General features: G+C 62.0%; 18 protein-coding genes. 6 read left to right on the plus strand and 12 right to left on the minus strand.

Going from position 1 to position 21,002, the window contains the following annotated elements; genetic code table 11:
• Position 1: 1 nt before the first annotated feature.
• From AACY25_RS16735 to AACY25_RS16760, 6 genes are all read right to left on the minus strand, one after another.
• On the minus strand, positions 2-949 hold the full coding sequence (locus AACY25_RS16735) for a MurR/RpiR family transcriptional regulator (RefSeq protein WP_339526027.1): 948 nt from the start codon (positions 947-949) through the stop codon (positions 2-4).
• 131 nt (positions 950-1,080) lie between these two features.
• The gene (locus AACY25_RS16740) at positions 1,081-1,848 is read right to left on the minus strand and encodes an ABC transporter ATP-binding protein (protein WP_339526028.1); all 768 of its coding nucleotides are present in this window, start codon (positions 1,846-1,848) and stop codon (positions 1,081-1,083) included.
• A gap of 20 nt (positions 1,849-1,868) precedes the next feature.
• Entirely contained in the window at positions 1,869-2,981 is a 1,113-nt protein-coding gene (locus tag AACY25_RS16745; RefSeq protein ID WP_339526029.1) for a succinylglutamate desuccinylase/aspartoacylase family protein, read from the minus strand.
• 8 nt (positions 2,982-2,989) lie between these two features.
• Positions 2,990-3,685, minus strand: a complete 696-nt coding sequence (locus tag AACY25_RS16750) for an ABC transporter permease (protein ID WP_339526030.1) — start codon at positions 3,683-3,685, stop codon at positions 2,990-2,992.
• Between the two features lie 15 nt (positions 3,686-3,700).
• Positions 3,701-4,390: an ABC transporter permease gene (locus AACY25_RS16755; protein ID WP_167147615.1), complete on the minus strand. Its 690-nt coding sequence runs from the start codon at positions 4,388-4,390 to the stop codon at positions 3,701-3,703.
• 90 nt (positions 4,391-4,480) lie between these two features.
• The gene (locus tag AACY25_RS16760; protein ID WP_339526034.1) at positions 4,481-5,257 is read right to left on the minus strand and encodes an ABC transporter substrate-binding protein; all 777 of its coding nucleotides are present in this window, start codon (positions 5,255-5,257) and stop codon (positions 4,481-4,483) included.
• A gap of 510 nt (positions 5,258-5,767) precedes the next feature.
• Here AACY25_RS16760 and AACY25_RS16765 point away from each other — a divergent pair.
• From AACY25_RS16765 to AACY25_RS16785, 5 genes are all read left to right on the plus strand, one after another.
• Positions 5,768-7,534: a cyanophycinase gene (locus AACY25_RS16765; RefSeq protein ID WP_339526036.1), complete on the plus strand. Its 1,767-nt coding sequence runs from the start codon at positions 5,768-5,770 to the stop codon at positions 7,532-7,534.
• Positions 7,535-7,606: 72 nt separating this feature from the next.
• Positions 7,607-7,930: a hypothetical protein gene (locus AACY25_RS16770; RefSeq protein WP_339526038.1), complete on the plus strand. Its 324-nt coding sequence runs from the start codon at positions 7,607-7,609 to the stop codon at positions 7,928-7,930.
• A 77-nt stretch (positions 7,931-8,007) separates the two neighbouring features.
• Complete coding sequence (locus tag AACY25_RS16775) at positions 8,008-9,291, plus strand: OprD family porin (protein WP_339526040.1); 1,284 nt, start codon at positions 8,008-8,010, stop codon at positions 9,289-9,291.
• Positions 9,292-9,459: 168 nt separating this feature from the next.
• Complete coding sequence (locus AACY25_RS16780; RefSeq protein WP_339526043.1) at positions 9,460-10,224, plus strand: transporter substrate-binding domain-containing protein; 765 nt, start codon at positions 9,460-9,462, stop codon at positions 10,222-10,224.
• A gap of 108 nt (positions 10,225-10,332) precedes the next feature.
• Entirely contained in the window at positions 10,333-11,592 is a 1,260-nt protein-coding gene (locus tag AACY25_RS16785; protein WP_339526045.1) for a cyanophycinase, read from the plus strand.
• 143 nt (positions 11,593-11,735) lie between these two features.
• Here the strand turns inward: AACY25_RS16785 and AACY25_RS16790 are convergent, their stop codons facing one another.
• Positions 11,736-12,023 (minus strand): hypothetical protein, encoded by a 288-nt coding sequence (locus AACY25_RS16790; RefSeq protein ID WP_339526047.1) that lies wholly within the window; start codon positions 12,021-12,023, stop codon positions 11,736-11,738.
• Between the two features lie 548 nt (positions 12,024-12,571).
• On the opposite strand from AACY25_RS16790, the gene putA reads away from it, so the two are divergent.
• The gene (gene putA / locus AACY25_RS16795) at positions 12,572-16,513 is read left to right on the plus strand and encodes a trifunctional transcriptional regulator/proline dehydrogenase/L-glutamate gamma-semialdehyde dehydrogenase (protein ID WP_339526048.1); all 3,942 of its coding nucleotides are present in this window, start codon (positions 12,572-12,574) and stop codon (positions 16,511-16,513) included.
• Positions 16,514-16,856: 343 nt separating this feature from the next.
• Here putA and AACY25_RS16800 read toward each other — a convergent pair whose 3' ends face one another.
• The 5 genes from AACY25_RS16800 to AACY25_RS16820 all read right to left on the minus strand — a co-directional run bounded on the left by AACY25_RS16800 (position 16,857) and on the right by AACY25_RS16820 (position 20,803).
• Positions 16,857-17,471, minus strand: a complete 615-nt coding sequence (locus AACY25_RS16800; RefSeq protein WP_445262160.1) for an eCIS core domain-containing protein — start codon at positions 17,469-17,471, stop codon at positions 16,857-16,859.
• 101 nt (positions 17,472-17,572) lie between these two features.
• On the minus strand, positions 17,573-18,340 hold the full coding sequence (gene phnE, locus AACY25_RS16805) for a phosphonate ABC transporter, permease protein PhnE (protein ID WP_339526049.1): 768 nt from the start codon (positions 18,338-18,340) through the stop codon (positions 17,573-17,575).
• Complete coding sequence (locus tag AACY25_RS16810; protein WP_339526051.1) at positions 18,337-19,164, minus strand: PhnE/PtxC family ABC transporter permease; 828 nt, start codon at positions 19,162-19,164, stop codon at positions 18,337-18,339. Before AACY25_RS16810 ends, phnE begins: the two co-directional genes overlap by 4 nt.
• On the minus strand, positions 19,158-19,955 hold the full coding sequence (locus AACY25_RS16815) for a phosphonate ABC transporter ATP-binding protein (protein WP_339526052.1): 798 nt from the start codon (positions 19,953-19,955) through the stop codon (positions 19,158-19,160). Before AACY25_RS16815 ends, AACY25_RS16810 begins: the two co-directional genes overlap by 7 nt.
• Positions 19,952-20,803 carry a putative selenate ABC transporter substrate-binding protein gene (locus AACY25_RS16820; RefSeq protein ID WP_339526054.1) on the minus strand — a complete coding sequence of 284 codons (852 nt, stop codon included), beginning with the start codon at positions 20,801-20,803 and terminating at the stop codon, positions 19,952-19,954. The genes AACY25_RS16815 and AACY25_RS16820 overlap by 4 nt, the downstream gene beginning before the upstream one ends.
• Positions 20,804-21,002 lie beyond the last annotated feature (199 nt).

The following is a 21,002-nucleotide window of genomic DNA, read 5'->3' on the forward strand; positions in this document are numbered from 1 at the left end:
GCTAGCTCTGCCGTGGCGTGGTGCTGGCCCGACGTTTGATCGGCTTGCGTGCAGGCTTGTCGCTTGTCGGCACGTGCAGATAGGACATCACGCTCTCGGTCAATTCTGCGGCCAGTTGTACGGCTTCCTTATTGCGTGCCATTACCCCGGCGACCAGGCCTTCGATCAACGCCAGCACCGAGGTGTTGGAGCTGATCAGCACCGGATGATCGGCTGGGGCAAACAGTGCATGTTTGGCGATGGTGGTCAGCGGCGAGGCGGGCGAGTCGGTGATCGCCAACACGGTTGCGCCGCGTTCGCTGGCAAAGCGCGACAGCTGCAGGGTATCGAGGGAATAGCGCGGCAGGGAGATCGACAGCAGCACGTCATGTTCGGTGATGGCGGCCAGGCGATACGCGGCGTTTTCGTTGCCGCCTTCCATGCTCACTGCCGTGGCATCGGCGCAGAACGGCACCAGGTTGGCGGCTGCCAGGCCGGCCATATAGGCGCTGTTGCCGAAACCGAGGATGTAGATCTTGCGCGCCTGGATCAGGCAGCTGACAAAGGCTTCGAAGGTGTCCGCGCTGTTATTGGCGCCGGCGGTGGCCAGGTTGCTGCTGGCGATCTGCACCTGTTCGTGCAGGCCGAATGTGCCGTCCGGGCGATGCGCCAGTTCATTGCGCAGCTTGTCCACTGGCGAGACCATCTGTTGCAGGGTGCTGACCAGCTCGGCTTTCAGCCCGGTATAGCCACCCAGATCGATGGCCTTGGCCAGACGGTTGACGGCAGCCGCCGAGGTGGCGGTTTCCACCGCCATTTCCTCAATGGTGAGGGTTGCGGCTTTCAACGGGTGGCGCAGGATAAAGTCGGCCACCTTGCGCAGCGAAGGCTGCAGGTGCGGGGCGATTTCCGCCAGTTTGCGCATCACCGGGGCGGCGTAGACGGTTACATTCTTGGTAGATGTCGGCATGGATGGGCTTTCAGCACGTTGAATGATTGGGCGTGCGCGCCGGGTCGGGCGGGCCTGGGTAATTGCGGCTGAAGTGTATCCGAAGCCGACCGCGGCTGTGGCACTGCGCGCGGTCGTTCTACTCGTTGGGCTTATTTCAGGCTGCCAGCGAGAAACTGCTGCAAGCGCTCAGACTTGGGCTGGGCCAGCACTTCGCGCGGACAGCCGCTTTCTTCGACGCGGCCCTGATGAAGGAACAGCAATTGGTTGGATACTTCGCGGGCAAAGCCCATTTCGTGGGTGACCACCACCATGGTGCGGCCTTCCTCGGCCAGGTCGCGCATGACCTTGAGCACTTCACCGACCAGTTCCGGGTCCAGCGCCGAGGTCGGCTCGTCGAACAGCATTACCTCAGGCTCCATCGCCAGGGCGCGGGCGATGGCTACGCGCTGCTGCTCACCGCCGCTCATATGCGCGGGGTAGGCATCCTTGCGATGGGCGACGCCGACTTTCGCCAGGTAGTGTTCGGCTTTCTCCCGGGCTTCTTTCTTGTTCATGCCCAGCACGTGCACCGGTGCTTCTATCACGTTGTCCAGGGCACTCATGTGCGACCACAGGTTGAAGTGCTGAAAGACCATGGCCAGGCGTGAGCGCATGCGTTGCAGCTGCTTGCTATCGCTGGCTTTAAGCGCTCCAGTGACGCGGTTGGGTTGCAGCTTCAGTTCTTCGTTATTGAGCAGGATGCGCCCGCTGTGCGGTTGTTCCAGCAGGTTGATGCAGCGCAGGAAGGTGCTTTTGCCCGAGCCGCTGGAACCGATGATGCTGGTGACATCGCCGGCTTTGGCGGTCAGGGACACGCCCTTGAGCACCTCATGGCTGCCATAGCGTTTGTGCAGGTTGTCGATTTGCAAGGTGTACATAACGGCGGATTCTCTTGTTATTAGTCGGTAAGCAGGCGGCCCTGGCGAATCGGCTGCGTGCCTGCAACCTTGGCCAGCCACAGACCGGGCTGGGCATAGCGCAGGCGCTCGCGGGCGTAGAGGATTCCTGAGGTTGTGGCGTGCACCACGGAGTGCTGATCGCTCAGCGGGTCGATCACCTCGAACAGTGGGTCGCCGAGCTTTACCCGCGCGCCCAGCGGTTGTAGAAAACTCACCACGCCAGGGTGCGGGGCGTAGGCATACTGCGCGCCAGCAAAGGGCGTGGCTTCACAACAGGTGAACGGCGCGGCGGGCCAGTCGCCGCTGATCAGGCCTTGGTCTGCGAGAAAGCCGAGAATGTCGTCGGCACTGTGCTGCGCCTGAGTGCGGTCGGTATCGGCCATGCCGCGCAGCTCGATGGTGGTAGCCATGCAGGCCAGTGGAATCTGCGCCTGCGGGTAACGCTCGGCCAGGCGCAGCCAGGGTACAGCGCAGGCTTCATCGAAGGAGTTGCCGCCGCTGTCTTCGGCCAGCAACACTGCTCCCGCGCGCAGGCGGGCGGCCAATGGCTGCAGGCTTGGCCAGTGCTGCGGCAAGGCGTAGAGCAGCATGATCGATTCAAAATCACAGTGCAGGTCGAGTACCACATCGGCGTCGCAGGCCTGTCGCAGCAGGAGGCGGCGCAAGCCGTCCAGCTCCGATCTGGCGGATGGCAGCGCTGCAATGGCCTCGCGCATCAGGCGTCGAATCAGCGTCACGTTGGCTTGCCCGTCGTCGCCCAGGCGGCCTTTCAGTTGCGGCGCGATCAGCTCGGCCAGGGCGGGAAAGTCGCGGTTGAAGTTCTGCCCGCTGCTCAGGTCGAAGCGGCCCTGGTGGGTGGCCTGAAACATCTGCCCCAGGCCAATCGGGTTGGCCACGGGCACCAGTTCGATCACCCCGTTAAGCCGACCCTGTTGCTCCAGTTCGAGCAGGCGGCGTTTGAGCTCCACCGCCACACGCATGCCGGGTAGCTCATCGGCATGCAGGGAGGCCTGGATATAGGCCTTGCGCGGGCCGCTGCCAAAACGAAACACCGAGAGCCGACGTTCCGTTCCCGCCGTGCTCCAGGGCAGCAGATGCTGAATATGTTCCATGGTTTTCCTTAATTCTTGCGCGGGGCCAGGTGGGCCAGCCAGCGGCCTTCGGCCAGCTTGAACAGGCGCACCAGGATAAAAGTCAGCACCAGATAGAACAGTCCGGCGGTGATAAAGGCCTCGAATGGCATGTAGTAGCGCGAGCTGACGGTGCGCGCCGCGCCGGTGATATCGATCAGGGTGACGATCGAGGCCAGCGAGGTGGTGTGCAGCATCATGATCACTTCATTGCTGTACTGCGGCAGTGCCCGGCGCAAGGCCGACGGCAGGAGGATGCGGCGGTACAGGGTGACGCGCGACATGCCCACGGCCCGCGCCGCTTCAATCTCGCCATGGGGCGTGGCCTTGAGGCTGCCGGCGAGAATTTCCGCGCTGTAGGCGCTGGTGTTGATGGCAAACGCCAGGCAGGCGCAGAAGGTCGCGCTGGAGAAATACGGCCACAGCACGCTGTCACGCACGGCCTCGAACTGCGCCAGGCCGTAATAGATAAGGAACAGCTGCACCAGCATCGGCGTGCCACGGATTACATAGGTGTAGAGCCAGGCCGGACCGTTGAGCCATGGAGCGCGCGAGACGCGCAGCAGCGCCAATGGAATGGCCAGCGTCAGACCCAGCGTGAGGGCGATAAACAGCAGTTTGAAGGTCACCAGCACGCCGCCGCCATAGAGCGGCAGGCTGTCGGCAATTACATGGAAATCAAGCACGGTAGAAAGTCTCGCTTAGAGTTCGGCCAGGCGGGCGCCCACCGAGTAGCGTTTCTCCAGCAGGCGCAGGGCCAGCAGGGACACTGTGGTGAGCAACAGGTACAGCGCGGCAACCGCGAGGAAAAAGGTGAAGGGTTCGCGGGTGGCGTCGGCGGCGTTCTTGGCCTTGAACATCATGTCCTGCAGGCCCACCACGGAAATCAGCGCCGTGGCCTTGGTCAGCACCAACCAGTTGTTGGTAAAGCCGGGGATGGCGAAGCGGATCATCTGCGGCACCAGAATCCGCCAGAACACCTGCATGCCACTCATACCGTAGGCCGCACCGGCTTCGGCCTGGCCTTTGGCAATGGCCATAAAGGCGCCACGGAAGGTTTCCGAGAGGTAGGCCCCGAAGATAAAGCCCATGGTGCAGACCCCGGCGATAAAGGGGTTGATGTCGATGTACTGATCATGGCCGAGCAGCGGAGCCACGCGGTTTACCAGGTCCTGGCCGCCGTAGAAGATCAGCAGAATCAGCACCAGATCAGGGATGCCGCGAATAACCGTGGCGTAGCCTTCGCCGAGCAGTGCCAGCCATTTCAGCGGTGACAGGCGAAACGCTGCGCCAACCAGGCCCAGGGCAATTGCCAGGGTCATGGAAGTCAGGGCCAGACTGAGGGTCAGCCAGGCGCCCTCGAGAATGGTCGAGCCGTAGCCGTGGAGCATGATGGGGTTCCTCACGCAGAGGCCGAATGGCCTGCGCTACAACGAGAAAAAGGTGCCTCGCAGTGGAGGCACCGTACGGGTTAGCGGTACTTACTTGCCGTAGATATCGAACTCGAAGTACTTGGCCTGCACGTCCTGGTACGTGCCGTTGGCGCGGATCGCGTCAATGGCGGCGCTGATGCGTGCGGCGTTTTCGCTGTCGCCTTTGCGTACCGCGATACCGGCACCGTTACCGAAGTATTTCGGGTCGTTGAAGTCCGGGCCGACCAGGGCGAAACCCTTGCCGGCTGGCGTTTTGATAAAGCCTTCATCGATGTTGATGATGTCCGCCAGGGTGGCGTCCAGGCGACCGGAAGCCAGGTCGAGGAAGGCTTCGTTCTGCGAGGCGTAGCGCACTACTTCAATGCCGGCGGCTTCGAACTGGTCGGAGGCAAAACGATCGTAGGTGGAGGCGCGCTGCACACCGACTTTCTTGCCTTTGAGGTCGACCAGTGGGTCCTTGATTTCGCTACCGGCCTTCATCGCCAGCTTGCCGGGGGTGTGGTAGTACTTTTTGCTGAAATCCACCGATTTAAGGCGGTCTTCGGTGATCGACATGGACGACAGCACGGCGTCGACCTTGCGCACTTTCAGCGACGGAATCAGCCCGTCGAATTCCTGTTCGACCCACTCACATTTCACCTTCATTTCCGCGCACAGGGCGTTGCCGATGTCGTAGTCGAAACCGCTGATCTTGCCGTCCGGGGTTTTGAAAGCGAAGGGCGGGTAGGCCGCTTCGATACCGATGCGCAGGCTGTCCTGGCTGGCGACACTGAATGTGCTGACGGCGCTGAGCGCCAGAGCGCCGAGAAGTGCGATCTTGTTCATCTTATTGACTCCTTGATGGGGCGGTTTGGGTTTGAGCTGATCGTCATGCCTGGGCCTGCGATCAGCAGGTACTGCCTGTAGCAATGGCCTCGCCAGATGGCGCGGTGTACAACCTGAAGCCTTGTGGGCTTCTGTTCGTTTCGGCCGGGCTATGTAGGCCAGGTCTGGGGTTCGAGTACGAATACTTGTGACATGTTTATTTTCATAAAGCTACTTATTAGAAATATTTGTGTCAAATGCGTTCTGTCGGATAAATGGTTCAAGCCGCTCTAGCGCGGTGGATAGCTGTTGATGAAGTTTTTTTTGGCGTCGTTGGAACAGCTAAATGCCGCCGCTAAAGGCTTGATCGGGTTTTCCTGTTGGTATATAAAATTTCACAAAGCGAGATTGTGAAAATTTAAATTCACAGCCGAAAAGCCAGGACTGGCGCGGTGTTTTACCTGCTGCAGGGAGGCGCTGACGGGACCGGAACACCGGCTCGCACGAGTTCTCATAACAAGAGCAATAACAATGAAAAAGCAGCTGAACAAGCGCGTGGCGGTGGCCGCCCTGATCCTTTCCTGTGCAAGCTCTGCAGCCCTGGCTGAAGGTCACTTACTGGCCGTCGGCGGCATGCTGCGCGCGAGCAACTCGCCGGTGTACGCCAAGTTCATCGAACTGGCCGGCGGGGAGAAAGATGCACGCATCGTGATCATGCCAACCGCCAGCGGCAGCCAGAGTTCGAGCAAGCGCTTTATGGCTGAGCTGGTGGCCCTCGGCATCCCGGCCGAGCGCATCAGCATCGTTGGCATCGACAAGAGCAACTACCAGACAACCATGAACGATGCTGCCGTGGTCAAGCCACTCGGCGAGGCGAGCGCAGTGTGGTTTGTCGGTGGCGATCAGGCGCGTATCGCCCGCGCGCTGTTCAATGCCGATGGCAGCCCGTCGCTGCTGATGCAGGAAGTGCGCAAGGTGTATGACAAGGGCGGCGTGGTCGCCGGTACCAGCGCCGGTGCCAGCATCCTCGGCGCGCAGATGCCCACCGCCTATGGCGTGGTCATGGATACCCTGGACTTCGGCGTGGCCAGTAAGGCCGACCAGCGCGGCGCGGCGGTACTGAAAGGTTCGGGTCTGTTCAGCGGCGGCATCATCGATCAGCACCTCGACCAGATCGAGGAAACCAGTACTGGCCGTGCTGCGCGTATGGCTGCCTACCTCGCCGATCAGAAGTCCACCCGCGGCTTTGGCCTGGATACCAACACCGCCATGTGGGTAAACCCCGAGGGCCAGGTGCAGGTGCTGGGCGAGGGCTACCTGACGGTGATGGACGCCAGCCAGGCCGAAAAGAAATTCGGTGTGTACGGCACCCAGTTGAGCAACGTGCGGCTGGCCATGCTCGGTAACGGCGATCGTTATGACCTGGCCAGCGGCAAGGTGCAGCCAGGCGAAGGCAAAGCCGCCATTGAAGCCGGCAACGAATACCTGGTGGGCAACCAGCTGATCACCGATCTGTCTGCCGTTTCGGCAATTGGCCGCGCGGTGCTGTATGGCCTGGCGGACAACACCGCGATGCGTCAGGTAGGCCTGATGACTCGCTACAACCCGCTCAACGGCTACCACTACGGTTACCGGTTCGAGTTCAGTAAAACCGCTGACTTCAGTGCCCACAGCCAGTTCTACGATTCGCTGACCAACTACAGCGTGGGCGGTGTGCGCCTGGATATTCGCCCGGTCAACGCCAATCTCGGCGACCCGGCGAGCAGCGCGCCTAAAGATGCCGGCACCGGCACGGCGGGTGATGCGATTCGCGCCGTCAGCTTCCGCGGCTTGATGACCTTAAACGAGCAGAATGCCTTTGAGCCGCAACGGCCGATCAGCCGTCTGGAGCTGGCCAACGCTCTGCAGATGACCCTGGCTGCCGAGCCCAAGCTGGATGCACTGCCCAAGCTCACTGACATCGGCGCCGCTGATCCGATGCGCGATCAGCTCAATGTGGTGCTTTCCAATGGCTGGATGATCAGCGCTGAGGCGTTTGCCGGCAGTCAGCCGGTCACCCGCAAGGAATGGGCGCTGGCTTGCAAGGCTCTGGTGGAACGTTATCAGGGCATCAGCCTGGCGAAATCCGCCGCGCTGACGGACCTCGCTGGCGTCGATAAAGCCTATGCCGACGCTGCCAGCCTGACGGTGGGCGAGGGCTGGTTGCAGGCCGAGAAGGGGCGCTTCAACCCGGATGCTCCGGTCAACCGTGCCGAAGTGGCGCAGACCCTGGCCAGGGTCAGTGGCTTGCTCAAGTGATGACCTAAGTCGTTCAGCGCCGCTTTGTCCGCGGCGCTGATTCCCTAATCCGAGTTCAAGCAAGAGCCCTGTATGCAAATCAGCAGGTTGGAATCGTTTGCCCTGGAAAAGCTGTTGCAGCCTCAAAGCAGCCAAGCATTAGCCGCCGCGCAGCCCACTTTGCGGGTGCTTGAGCGAGTGCAAACCGCAGCTGGCTTCTACTCGATTATCCAATTGCCGGCGAGCCTGCGGGCGCTTCAGGAAAGTACCGAGCTGGAATGGCCATTCAAGCTCAAGCGGTTGAAAGCAAAAGGTTATTTCGTTTGCTGGGTCGAGTCTGAAACGACTCTGTGCCTGGAGGCTGTGATCAGCAAGGGCGTGTGCCCGCCCGAACTGTCGCTGGAGCAGTTTGCTTAGCGCCAGTGCTGCAAGGAATGCGTCGCTACCCGCGACGGATTTTCGAGATGTTCAATAAAAAACCAATGGAGTAAGCCATGAAAGTCGTAAAACTGAGCCTGATCGCCCTGGCAGTTGCCGCGGCCAGCTCGCAGCTGGCAGTCGCTGGCGAGCAGCAAGAGTCCAAGGGCTTTATTGCCGACAGCACGCTGAACCTGCTCAATCGCAATTTCTGGATGCACCGCGATTTCCGTAACTCCACGCGCAATATTCGCGACGAGTGGGCCCACGGCATCCAGGCGCATTACGTGTCCGGCTTCACCCAGGGTACCGTCGGCTTCGGTGTCGATGCCCACGGTTACGGCGGCATCAAGCTCGACGGCGGGCGCGGCAGCGTTGGCAACGGCATCATGCCGGTGGACGGCGATGGCCGCATCGAAGACAACACCGGCGAGCTGGGCGGCGCGGTCAAGCTGCGGGTTTCCTCCACTGTGTTGAAGTTCGGTGAGCAGCGTCCTACCGCACCGGTTTTCGCCACTGGCGACTCGCGCCTGCTGCCGGAGACTGCAACGGGCTTCCAGCTGTCGAGCAGTGAGTTCGATGCGCTCTCCCTCGAGGCGGGCCATTTCACCGCGATCAATCGCCGCAATTCGAGCAACTCCGATGGCGAGCTGACCAGCGAATACGCCGAAGTGGAAGCGCGCAGCGTCGATTTCGTCGGCGGCACCTACAACTTCACCGACAACCTCAGTGTGGCGCTCTACGGCAGCGAAGCCGAAGACATCTGGCGTCAGTACTTCGCCAACGTCTACTACACCATCCCGCTGGCTGACGATCAGGCGCTGAATTTCGACCTGGTGGCCTACAAGACCGATGACCAGGGTGATGCTCTGGCCGGCGAGCTGGATACCCTGACCTACTCGCTGAAAGCCGCCTACAGCTTCGGCGCGCACAAGCTCAGCCTGGCGTACCAGAAGGTCAATGGTGATGAGTTCTTCGACTACATCGGTGGTGACTCGATCTGGCTGGCCAACTCCGTGCAGTACTCCGACTTCAACGCGCCAAACGAGCGTTCCGTACAGGTGCGTTACGACCTGAACATGGCGACTTTCGGTGTGCCGGGCCTGAGCTTTATGGCGCGCTACATCAAGGGTGATGACATCGACGGCACCAAGGCCGATCCGAATGGTTCCTTTGCCGGCTGGGCAGGCGATGACGAGAAACATTGGGAGCGCGATCTGGAAGCCAAGTACGTGGTGCAGTCCGGTGCCGCCAAGGACCTGTCCTTGCGCCTGCGTCAGGCCACACACCGCTCCACCGCGTTCGACAACGATCTGGATGAAGTACGCCTGATCGTTGAGTACCCGCTGAGCATTCTCTAAGAAGGTCGCCGGCCGCTCATGCTGGTGAAGCGGCCGGTTGGTTATTCAAGGTCAGCTCCCATTGCTCCTTTGGCCTTAAGGCGCCCTGTGCGGCGCCTCTTTTCTCGGCTTGGTGCCTGGCCTCTGGCCCCAGGCTGTTTATCGGACAGTGCTTGCAAGGGGTACCGAATGTTACGAGCAACCCTCTTTATGCTGGGCTTGATGCTGCTAGGCAGCGTTCAGGCGCAGCCTCTGCGCATCGCCATGGAAGGGCAGTTTCCGCCCTTCGAGGAAGTTGATGCGACGGGCCAATTACGCGGTTTCAATGTCGATATCGCTCAGGCGTTGTGCCAGGCCATGGCGGCGGATTGTCAGCTGGTCAGGTTTGCCTGGGACGATTTGATTCCGGCGCTCAACGAGCAGCGAGCGGACCTGATTCTGGCGTCCATGTCGATCACCGCGCAGCGCGCCGAGCGGGTCGATTTCACCGCCAAATATGCGCAAACCCCGGCGTTCTTCTTCGCCCGCAAGGGCCTGGTCAATCAGGTGATCATCACCCCAAGGCGTATTGCCGGCAAACGCTTGGGCGTGCAGCGCGACACTACCTATGACCGCTTCATCACGGACAAATACCAGCAGCACACCGAGGTGCAGCGCTTCGACTCCGCCGAAGGCATGTACCAGGCGCTGGCCGAAGGGCGCGTCAACCTGGTGCTGGATGACGCGGTATCCGGTTACTTCGGCTTTCTGGAAACGGACAAAGGCCAGGGCTTTGAGCAGGTCGGTAACAAGGTGGTGGCGCCCAAACACTTTGGCAAAGGTCAGGGCATCGCCGTGCGCAAGGGCGATCACGTTCTGCGTGAGCGGCTGGATAGAGCGCTCAGCGTGATTCTCAGCAACGGCGTCTACAAGCGCATCGAGAAGCAGTATTTCAAACAGTTCACGGTGTATTAGCCGGAGGAGCCAGCCACCCAGAAAGCGTTGCCGTTTTGTCTGCAGCAGTTCCCGTTTTACAACTCTCACAACAAGCGTGCGCCGAGCGCACATCGGAGAACTCGAACCATGATCAGATCATTTATGCGGTGCAGCGCCTTGCTGCTCGCCCTTCTACCCGTCACCGGCTACAGCGCCGGCCCGCTGATATTGATTGGCGGCGGCCTCAAGGATGACAACTCGGCGATCTATCAGCGCCTGATTCAACTTGCCGGTGGCAACGGCCAGGCGCGGATTGGGGTGATCACCGCCGCCTCGATTCCGGAAAGCGACGACCCGGATGCCGGCACGGCCGACGCGGCAAACTCCAAAGCCAATGGCGAGTTCTATGCTCAGCTACTGGAAACCTATGGCGCCGCTGATGCGCAGTGGATTCCCATCGACCTGGATCAGATCAGCAATAACAGCAACCCGCAGGTGGTCGCGCAGATCAACAGCATGACCGGTTTCTTTTTCGGCGGTGGTGACCAGTCGCGTCTGACCCAGACGCTGCAAACCGCGACCCGCGCGGACAGCCCGGCACTGGCCGCGATTCGCGCGCGGCACAACGCCGGCGCGGTATTGGCGGGTACCAGTGCCGGCACCGCGATCATGGTGCAAGGGCCGATGGTCACGGGCGGTGAAAGCTATGACGCGCTGCGTTATGGCGTGTACACCTCGCCGGGTGGCGATGACCTGTCCTATGACATGCAGGGTGGGTTTGGCTTCTTTAATTATGGCCTGCTCGATACCCACTTTAGCGAGCGCGGCCGTCAGGGGCGGATCGTGCGCTTGGCGGATCACACTCAGGTGCCGTTTGCCTTTGGTGTCGATGAAAACACCGCGTTGCTGGTGCAGAACAACCCAACCCTGGGCCAGGTGGAAATGGAAGTGATCGGCGCTGCTGGGGTATTTATCTTCGACCTACGCAACAAGGAACGCGGCACCGGCAGCAGCTATGCCCTGTATGACGTGCTGGGCAGCTACCTGACGGCGGGTGATCGCTATCGCCCGGCAACCGGCCAGTTTGTGATTGGCAGCGGCAAAACCAGCCTGCGTGGCCGCGAGGCCTACAGCAGTGCAATGACCGTCACCGGCGACATCTTTAGCAGCCCGAACAACAGTGGTGCTAATGGCCGGCGCAAGCCGCGCGAGTTTGTCAAAGTCAGTACCGATCTATTCAACAGCCGCGTGACCAGCACCCTGGGGCGTACGTATGAAAGCAATCCGCGCTTTCGTGTCGACCTGATCAAAAGCAGCCAATTCGACAGTCACGGCTACCAGGGCACCGTTGGCGGCAAGAACATGTTGTCTTACCTGCGTCTGCTGATGGATTTCCGTCCTAACTGAGTGTGCTGTTAGCGGAAAAGTGAGTGATGCCGCTTCTTTCAGGCTGCGGCATCGCTCTGTCTGGATGGCGGGCTGATGGCGCCTTATACACGAGTTGCCAGCGGTGTAATCGGCTGCTGGGCTGGTTGCTCAGCGCGCGTGAATCAATGCTCGTCGTCGCTTGTTTCCAGGCTCTGTAGCACCACCTGTTCCAGCGCATTGCTGGGTTCTGGTTGGGTGCCAGCCAGCTGGCCTAGCAGTTGCCACTGTTGATCCAGCTCGCTATTGATCGCCAGCATGCGCTTGATCATCTTGTGTGCGCTGGCATTTACCGCGCTGTCCTGGCTGGTGAGCAGTTCAAACGACATCGCGGTGATGGCTGCGCTCAGGTGGGTGAGGGTGCGCGTGGACAGGCTGAGCAACTCGGTCAATTGCGCTTCCTTGGCAGTCATGGTCATCTCCTGGTAAACCTGCCCCGAGCTTAACGCGACATTGTGCTGCCCGGCTATCTGCTCCATCGTCTGAACTATACCGCCGAGCTTGTAACTCCCCTCTACTTATCGAGCGACGGCCGGTTGTGCTGATGGCATGCGCACTCCGTCGGCCACCGCGCGAATGTGGGCCTGCTGTGCTTTGCTCAGTAAGGCATGCATAAAAGTCTGTAGTGCAACCTTTTCGGTGTTTTGGGTTGTACCTGTCGTCGGAACTATTCGTTTTTTTAAAACGGGCGTTTATCACGCACATCACGTGATTTTTACCCGAGCCTCGGCAGTACTGGCGTTTGCGCCATTAAAAGGGAAATTCCAGGCGGCTGAGCGGCGCGGACAACCGGGATTTTGTTTGGTTGCACCTAGTTGCACCTTGCGCCTTGTGAGGTTTAATCTCTCGCCAGATTTTTTGCGCCTCGCCTTCTATGGCAGCCACCCTGGTTGGTTGCGGAGGTAGCGCAAATTGCTTTCGGCGATTTTTTGCCGTGCTTCAGCTCATACAGGACAAACCAATGGCCACCACCACCCTTGGCGTAAAGCTCGATGATGCAACCCGTGATCGCCTCAAGCAGGCCGCGCAGTCAATTGACCGCACGCCGCATTGGCTGATCAAGCAGGCGATCTTCAATTATCTCGAGCAGATTGAGGGTGGGCTGACCCCGGCCGAGCACTCCGGCCTGGCCGCTGTGGCGGGTGAAGAGGTAGTGGAAAACCTGACCGAGCAAGGCCTGCAGGTGTTCCTCGATTTCGCTGAAAGCATCCTCCCGCAATCGGTGCTGCGTGCGGCGATTACCGGCGCTTATCGCCGTCCGGAAACCGAAGCGGTACCCATGCTGTTGGAGCAGGCGCGCCTGCCAAAGGACATGGCCGAGGCGAGCAACACGCTAGCCATGAAGATTGCCGAGAAGCTGCGCAACCAGAAGAACGCCGGCGGCCGTCAGGGCCTGGTGCAGGGTTTGCTGCAGGAGTTCTCGCTGTCGTCGCAAGAAGGTGTAGCGCTGATGTGCCTGGCCGAAGCGCTGCTGCGTATTCCGGACAAGGCCACCCGTGACGCGCTGATCCGCGACAAGATCAGCAACGGCAACTGGAGCCAGCACCTGGGTAACAGCCCGTCGATGTTCGTCAACGCTGCCAGCTGGGGCCTGTTGATCACCGGCAAACTGGTGGCCACGCACAATGAAGCCGGTCTGGTGACCTCGCTCAACCGCATTATCGGCAAGGGCGGCGAGCCGCTGATCCGCAAGGGCGTGGACATGTCCATGCGTCTGATGGGCGAGCAGTTCGTTACCGGTGAAACCATCGCCGAAGCCCTGGCCAACGCCACCACTATGGAAAGCAAAGGCTTCCGTTATTCCTACGACATGCTCGGCGAAGCCGCGCTGACTGATGAAGACGCCAAGCGCTACCTGGCGTCCTACGAGCAGGCCATCCATGCCATCGGCAAGGCCTCCCACGGCCGTGGCATCTACGAAGGCCCGGGCATCTCGATCAAACTCTCGGCGCTGCATCCACGTTACAGCCGCGCGCAGTACGAGCGGGTGATGGATGAGCTGTATCCGATCCTGCTGAGCCTGACCAAGCTGGCCAAGCACTACGACATCGGCCTGAACATCGACGCCGAAGAAGCCGACCGCCTGGAAATCTCCCTCGATCTGCTGGAGCGCCTGTGCTTCGACCCGGCCCTGACCGGTTGGAACGGCATCGGCTTTGTGATTCAGGCCTACCAGAAGCGCTGCCCGTATGTGATCGACTATGTGATCGACCTGGCCAAGCGCAGCCGTCACCGCCTGATGATCCGCCTGGTAAAAGGCGCGTACTGGGACAGCGAGATCAAGCGCGCCCAAGTCGAAGGCCTGGAAGGCTACCCGGTCTTCACCCGCAAGCCGTACACCGATATTTCCTACATCGCCTGCGCACGCAAGCTGCTGGCCGTGCCGGAAGCGATCTACCCGCAATTCGCCACCCACAACGCCCACTCGTTGTCGGCCATTTACCAGCTCGCCGGGCAGAACTACTACCCCGGTCAGTACGAGTTCCAGTGCCTGCACGGCATGGGCGAGCCACTGTACGAGCAGGTGGTGGGCAAGGTTGCCGATGGCAAGCTGAACCGTCCGTGCCGCATCTACGCTCCGGTGGGCAGTCATGAAACCCTGCTGGCTTACCTGGTGCGTCGCCTGCTGGAAAACGGCGCGAACACCTCGTTCGTCAACCGCATCGCCGACCACAGCATTTCGATCAAGGAACTGGTACTCGACCCCGTGCAGCAGATCGAGCAGATGGCCACGCAGGAAGGCGGCCTCGGTCTGCCGCACCCGCGCATTGCTCTGCCGCGTGCACTGTATGGCGACGCTCGCTTGAACTCCGAAGGTATCGACCTGGCTAACGAACACCGTTTGGGTTCGCTGTCCTCGGCGCTGCTGAGCAGCACCAACAACGCCTATAAGGCCATGCCGCTACTCGGTTGCGAAACGCCTGAGCTGAGCGAAGCGCAGCCGGTCCGCAACCCGGCCGATCACCGCGACATCGTTGGCCATGTGTACGAGGCCAGCGAGCAGGATGTGCGTAACGCCGTGCTCTGCGCTGTGTCCAGCGGGCAGATCTGGCAGTCGACCCTGCCGGCCGAGCGCGCTGCGGTGCTGGATCGCGCCGCCGACCAGATGGAAGCGGAAATGCAGCAGCTGATGGGCCTGCTGGTGCGTGAGTCCGGCAAGACCTTCGCTAACGCCATCGCCGAAGTGCGCGAGGCGGTGGACTTCCTGCGCTACTACGCGGCGCAGGCACGCAATCACTTCAGCAACGACAGCCACCGTCCACTGGGCCCGGTCGTGTGCATCAGCCCGTGGAACTTCCCATTGGCGATCTTCAGCGGTCAGGTGGCCGCGGCTCTGGCTGCCGGTAACACCGTGCTGGCCAAGCCGGCCGAGCAAACTCCGCTGATCGCCGCGCAAGCCGTGCGCATTCTGCTTGATGCCGGTGTACCGAGCGGCGCCGTGCAATTACTGCCGGGTCGTGGTGAAACCGTCGGTGCCGGTCTGATCGGCAACGAGCGGGTGCGCGGCGTGATGTTTACCGGTTCCACCGAAGTGGCCGGGATCATCCAGCGCAACCTCGCCGGTCGCCTGGATGCCCAGGGCCGCACCATTCCGCTGATCGCCGAAACCGGTGGGCTGAACAGCATGATTGTCGACTCCTCGGCATTGACCGAGCAGGTGGTGGTCGATGTCGTTGCCTCGGCCTTCGACAGCGCCGGCCAGCGCTGCTCGGCACTGCGCGTGCTGTGTGTGCAGGAAGATGTGGCGGATCGAGTGATCAATATGCTCAAGGGCGCTATGGCCGAATACAGCCTGGGCAACCCGGAACGCCTGAGCACCGATATCGGCCCGGTGATCGACGCTGAAGCCAAGGACAATATCGACCAGCACATCGAGACGATGCGCGAGAAGGGCCGTAAGGTATTCCAGGCCGCCCGTGCCCAAGGCGATGACGTCAAGCGCGGCACCTTCGTCCTGCCGACGCTGATCGAGCTGGACAGCTTCGATGAGATGACGCGTGAAATCTTCGGCCCCGTGCTGCATGTGGTGCGTTATCAGCGCGCTGGTTTGGGCAAGTTGTTGCAGCAGATCAACGACAGCGGCTACGGCCTGACCCTGGGTGTGCATACGCGCATCGATGAAACCATCGCCCAGGTGGTGGGCAGCGCTAAAGTCGGCAACCTGTATGTGAACCGCAATATGGTCGGCGCCGTAGTCGGCGTGCAGCCGTTCGGCGGCGAAGGCTTGTCCGGCACCGGCCCGAAAGCCGGTGGCCCGCTGTATATGTATCGCCTGCTGGCAACCCGTCCGCAGGACGCGGTGGCCAAGCAGCTGCAACAGGAAAGTGGCGAAATCCAGCGTCCGGCGGAGCAGGCCAAAGTGATCCAGGCCCTGCAAGACTGGGCGGCCAAGCATGAGCCGAGCCTGAGCGCACTAAGCGCGCAGTATGTCGAGCTGGCGCAGAGCGGCACCGTGCAGATGCTCAACGGCCCAACCGGTGAGCGCAACAGCTACAGCCTGTTGCCACGCGAACACGTGCTGTGCCTGGCGGATGAGCGCAGTGACCTGCTGGTGCAGTTGGCAGCGGCTTTGGCTGTGGGTTGCCAGGTGCTGTGGCAGGAAAGCGAGCTGACCCGCGAGCTGTTTGCCGCATTGCCCAAGGCTGTGCAGCAACGCATCACAGTGCTTAGCCAGTGGAGCGAGTGCGAAACGGTGTTCGACGCCATCATCCATCACGGTGACTCCGATCAGCTGCGCGAAGTCTGCCAACTGGCGGCTCAGCGCCCTGGCGCGATCATCGGTGTGCATGGTCTGCACAAAGGCGAGACGGATATCCCGCTGGAGCGTCTGCTGATTGAGCACGCGTTGAGCATCAACACCGCAGCAGCGGGCGGCAACGCCAGTTTGATGACCATCGGCTAAACGGTTCTACGAGCATCCCACCCTGACCGGTTCGCCGGCCGGGGTGGTCGGCAACACCGGCTTACCGCCACCTCCAGGCACCTTGCCCAGGTGTCTGATGCTGCACGGCAGCGCCCGTCGTACATCCGGCAACGGAGGGCTACCCGCCCAGTACGATGCGTTTCTTCCCTTCTGGCATTTCGATGCATTGCGCGCGCCTACCCGGCGGGCGCCGCAACGGCGCTACCCGCTCCGTTGCGCATCGCCCGCCTGGCGACTGTTCAGAGTTAATCCCGCGTTGTTATGTGCCCCTGCATTCGCTCGACTGTGCTTAGCCGCAAGGCGCTCAAGCGTATCGATAGCGCTATTTGGTTTTGCCTGCCAGCTGATCGCGCAGTGCGCGCTCGACCGCAATCTGCAGCGTGTATGCAGGTGCTTCAATGGCGTCGTGGTCGCGGGTGTAGCGGCGGGTAAATTCGCGTACGCCCCATTGCTGGTATTGCTGCACGTGCAGCAGTTCATGCGCCCACAGCGCGACATTTTGCTGGGCGTCTTCAGCGCTGCGAAACACTATGATGTCGATCAGCGTTACCGCCTGCACGTCTGGGTTTTGCAGCAGGGCATTGCTGGCGTTGAGTGCCGCGCCGTCGTCGACCCTAAAGCGCGCAGAGTCGAGCACCGCTATATCGAAATAGGCTTCCAGTTGGGCGCGGATATGCAGAGGCACAGGTTCGGTTCCGTCGGCTGCCGCCCGCTGACGGGCCTGTAACAGCCCTTGCTCAAGGCCTGAGGCGGCAATCTGGCTGACGTCTTCATACAGCACGTCGATGTCAGCCTGGCTGATCGGCGCACAGAAGCACACCCCGGCACAGACTTGCTGCTGCCCGCTGGGGCAGGCGAGAACTGAGGCGGCGAGGCCGAGCCCGCCAACCAGTAGGGCGACCCAGCGCAGCGGGTGACGCAAGAACACGGCAGGCAAGGACGCTTCCCTCAAATAACAACGGCCGACGCAGTATGCGCCAGTGTCGCAAGGCAGTCGGACAGTGGCCGTTGCGTTTGGTTGCAGCGGTGCGCTGGAGGCTACACCCGCACCCAGCGCTGCCGAGTCCAGCTGCTTAGCGCATCGACGCCGAACACCAGCAGCAGCATGGTGATGATCACCGTACTGGCCTGGGCTTCCTGAAACAGGCTGAGGCTGACATAGAGCATCTGTCCCAGGCCGCCGGCGCCGACGAAACCCAGCACGCTGGCCATACGGATATTGTTTTCCCAGCGGTACAGGCAGTAGGCCAACAGCTGTGGCCAGAGGTTGGGCAGGGTGCCGTAGCAGAACGCCGCGATCTGGCTGCCGCCCTGCAGGCGAATCGCCTCGGCCGGTGCGGTCGGGGTGTTCTCCAACGCCTCGGCAAACAGCCGGCCGAGCACGCCAGTGGTGTGCAGGGCCAGCGCCAGGGTGCCGGCATTCGGGCCAAGGCCTGCGGCAAATACCATCAGCGCGGCCCAGACCAGTTCGGGTATCGCGCGCAGGGCATTCAGCAGCAAACGCGCGGCGCTCTGCAGCGGCCAGCCAAAGCGCCCGGCGGCGGGCAAGGCCAGCAACAGGCCGAACACCGCGGCGAGCAAGGTGCCGAGAGCCGACATGGCCAGGGTTTCCAAGGCCCCTCGGCTGATGGCCGACAGGTGCTCGGCGCTCAGGTCTGGGCTGAGAAAACGCTGCACATAGCCGGCCATCTGTCCCAGGCTGTCGCCGCTGCTCAGCGTGAGCATGTCGATGCCCAGATAGACGAAAGAGGCGATTACCGCCGCGCCGATGCCAAACAGCAGCAACAGGTTGATCAACCGGTTCATGCCAGCCTCCCGCGCAGCACGCGGCTTAGCTGGTCGGCCAATAGCACCAGGAGGAGGAAGGTCAGCAGCATGCTGGCCACTTCACCGCCGGCGAACATGCGCATCGACAGGTCGATCTGCTGGCCTAGGCCGCCGGCGCCGACGAAGCCCATCACCACCGAGGCGCGGATCGCGCATTCCCAGCGGTACACCGTGTAGGAGGTCAGCTCCGCTGCGGCGTTCGGCAGGATGCCGTAGACAAAGGCCGCCAGCCGGCCGCTGCCCGCTTGTAGTAAGGCGTGAGCCGGGCGCTGGTCGACCGACTCGAAGATTTCCGCATAGACCTTGCCGAGCATGCCGCTGTAGGTAATGGCGATGGCCAGCACCCCGGCGGTGGGGCCGAGGCCGACGGCGCGGACGAACAGCAGCGCCCAGACGATCTCCGGCACGCTGCGCAGGAAGATCAGCAGGCCGCGCACCGGCCAGCGCAGCAACTGCGCCAGCGGCTTCGGCCGACCACCACGGGAAGCGGCGGACAGCGATAGCGCGCGGCTCGCCAGCAGACTGGCTGGAATCGCCAATAGCAGCGCCAAGGCCATACCAGCGGTGGCGATGGCCAGGGTCTGCAGGGTGGCGTCGAGCAGTAACTGCAGAAAGTCCGTGTCATGCGCCGGCGGCCAGAAGGCGGCGACGAAGCGTCCCATCTCGCTCTGGCTGTCAGCTTGCAGCAACACGCCCAGGTCCAGCTCGCTGAGCTGGATGCCCGGCCACAACAGGGCCACCGCCAGCAGGGTGAGCAGCAGACGGGGCAGGGCGGCCGGATCGCGGGTGTCGCGGTTTAGCATCGCGGAATCTGCAGGCTCAGCGTCACGCTAGGCGCGGGAGGCGAGAGCAGTTGCTCATTGGCATACAGCGCGTCTAGCTGCGCCTGGTCGACTTCGCCGGCCTGGCGATCGAAGAGGATCTGCCCGTCACGCAGGCCGATAATCCGCGGGAAGTGCGCCAGGGCCAGTTCCACTGCATGCAGGCTGGCGACCAGGGTGACGCCATGCTGCTCGGCATGCCGACACAGCACATTCAGCGTGTGCTCGGCCAGCACCGGGTCCATGGCTGATACCGGCTCATCGGCCAGCAGCAGTTCCGGCGCTTGGTACAGCACGCGGGCGATGCCGACGCGCTGCAGCTGACCACCGGAGAGTTGCTGGCACTGGGCGAAGAGCTTGTCGGCCAGGTCCAGCTTGGCCAGCTCATGGCGTGCGCCAGGGATATCCAGCGGATGCAGCAGATTCAGCAGGCTTTTGCCCAGCCCCCACTGGCCAAGCTTGCCGGCCAGCACGGCGGTAACCACCCGTTGCCGTGCTGGCAGGGGCGGCGCCTGATGCACCAGGCCGATGCGTGCACGCAGGCGCTGACGCTGGCGGCTGGAGAGTTGCCAGGGCTGCTCACCGAGCACCTGAATCACGCCGCTGCTCGGTTGCAGTGCAGTGGCGAGCAGGTTGAGCAGGCTCGACTTGCCCGCCCCGGACGGGCCGATGATGGCGACGCGCTCACCGGCGGCGATATGCAAGTCCACGCCGCGCAGGGCGTGGACTCCGTTGCCGTGACTGAGGCTGGCGCCGGAGAGGCGCAGGGTCATTTCAGCAGGTCAGCGGCGCGCGCAGCGTCCTCGATGCCCTTGTAGTTCTCAGGCGAGGTTTCGATAAAGCGGCTGGCGGCCTGCAGGTCGAGGATCGCCTTGTGCGCAGGAACGGCCGGGTCGAGGGCGAGGAAGGCGGCCTTGATCTTCTCGACCAGCGCCGGGTCGAGGGTGCCACGTACGGTCCAGTTGTAGTCGAAGTAAGTCGGGGTGGTGGCGAACACCTTGACCTTGTTGCTATCGACCTTGCCGCTGGCAACCAGCTTGTCCCACACGCTGGCGTTGAGCACGCCGCCGTCGACCTTGCCGGCCTGCACCCAGGCGGCGGTGGCGTCATGCGCACCGGAATAGCCAATGCGGCTGAAGTGGCTTTCCGGCTTGATGCCGTCCTGCAGCATGAAGTAACGCGGCATCAGGCTGCCGGAGGTGGACGATACCGAGCCGAAGGCAAAGGTCTTGCCCTTGAGGTCGGCCAGGGAGGTCACGTCCGGGTTGGCGGTGATGAACTTGCTGGTGAACTGCGCATCCTGCTCGCGCTGTACCAGCGGAATGGCGTTGCCGGTCTTCAGGCGCACTTGAACGAAGGTGAAACCGCCAAGCCAGGCCAGATCCAGGCGGTCGGTGGCCAGGGCCTCGACTACGGCTGGGTAGTCGGCAACCGGGGTGAACTCGACCTTCATGCCCAGTTGCTGTTCCAGGTAGGCGCCCAGCGGTTTGAATTTGCGCAGCAGTTCGGTCGGCGCTTCGTCCGGAATGGCGCTGACGCGGAGCACTTCGGCGGCTTGGGTCAGGCTGGTAGACAAGGACAGGGCAAAGCCGGCGGCAAGCGCCAGGGTACGTTTGAGCATGAAGATTCTCCGGTTCAATAGCGGAAAAGGTTCGAAATGGCAGACCAGCAGGTATGCGGACTGCGCGTAGTCAGGGTAGTCGACGTGGCGCGATTATAGGGGCCACTGCGTTAAAGGCCAGCTTTGCCGGCCGCAGGACAATAAGGCCAGGTCAGCAGCGCCGGTTACTGGCCTAGGGGCTTGTCTTGCCTGGATTTTT

The sequence above is a fragment of the Pseudomonas sp. EA_35y_Pfl2_R111 genome, assembly GCF_963970955.1.
Lineage (GTDB): Bacteria > Pseudomonadota > Gammaproteobacteria > Pseudomonadales > Pseudomonadaceae > Aquipseudomonas.

What these genes read in the sequence shown, in the direction of transcription:
- AACY25_RS16735 (WP_339526027.1), bottom strand. Translation starts at nt 949, where the DNA reads ATGCCGACATCTACCAAGAATGTAACCGTCTACGCCGCCCCGGTGATG.
- AACY25_RS16740 (WP_339526028.1), bottom strand. Translation starts at nt 1,848, where the DNA reads ATGTACACCTTGCAAATCGACAACCTGCACAAACGCTATGGCAGCCAT.
- AACY25_RS16745 (WP_339526029.1), bottom strand. Translation starts at nt 2,981, where the DNA reads ATGGAACATATTCAGCATCTGCTGCCCTGGAGCACGGCGGGAACGGAA.
- AACY25_RS16755 (WP_167147615.1), bottom strand. Translation starts at nt 4,390, where the DNA reads ATGCTCCACGGCTACGGCTCGACCATTCTCGAGGGCGCCTGGCTGACC.
- AACY25_RS16760 (WP_339526034.1), bottom strand. Translation starts at nt 5,257, where the DNA reads ATGAACAAGATCGCACTTCTCGGCGCTCTGGCGCTCAGCGCCGTCAGC.
- AACY25_RS16765 (WP_339526036.1), top strand. Translation starts at nt 5,768, where the DNA reads ATGAAAAAGCAGCTGAACAAGCGCGTGGCGGTGGCCGCCCTGATCCTT.
- AACY25_RS16770 (WP_339526038.1), top strand. Translation starts at nt 7,607, where the DNA reads ATGCAAATCAGCAGGTTGGAATCGTTTGCCCTGGAAAAGCTGTTGCAG.
- AACY25_RS16775 (WP_339526040.1), top strand. Translation starts at nt 8,008, where the DNA reads ATGAAAGTCGTAAAACTGAGCCTGATCGCCCTGGCAGTTGCCGCGGCC.
- AACY25_RS16780 (WP_339526043.1), top strand. Translation starts at nt 9,460, where the DNA reads ATGTTACGAGCAACCCTCTTTATGCTGGGCTTGATGCTGCTAGGCAGC.
- AACY25_RS16785 (WP_339526045.1), top strand. Translation starts at nt 10,333, where the DNA reads ATGATCAGATCATTTATGCGGTGCAGCGCCTTGCTGCTCGCCCTTCTA.
- AACY25_RS16790 (WP_339526047.1), bottom strand. Translation starts at nt 12,023, where the DNA reads ATGACTGCCAAGGAAGCGCAATTGACCGAGTTGCTCAGCCTGTCCACG.
- putA (WP_339526048.1), top strand. Translation starts at nt 12,572, where the DNA reads ATGGCCACCACCACCCTTGGCGTAAAGCTCGATGATGCAACCCGTGAT.
- phnE (WP_339526049.1), bottom strand. Translation starts at nt 18,340, where the DNA reads ATGAACCGGTTGATCAACCTGTTGCTGCTGTTTGGCATCGGCGCGGCG.
- AACY25_RS16810 (WP_339526051.1), bottom strand. Translation starts at nt 19,164, where the DNA reads ATGCTAAACCGCGACACCCGCGATCCGGCCGCCCTGCCCCGTCTGCTG.
- AACY25_RS16815 (WP_339526052.1), bottom strand. Translation starts at nt 19,955, where the DNA reads ATGACCCTGCGCCTCTCCGGCGCCAGCCTCAGTCACGGCAACGGAGTC.
- AACY25_RS16820 (WP_339526054.1), bottom strand. Translation starts at nt 20,803, where the DNA reads ATGCTCAAACGTACCCTGGCGCTTGCCGCCGGCTTTGCCCTGTCCTTG.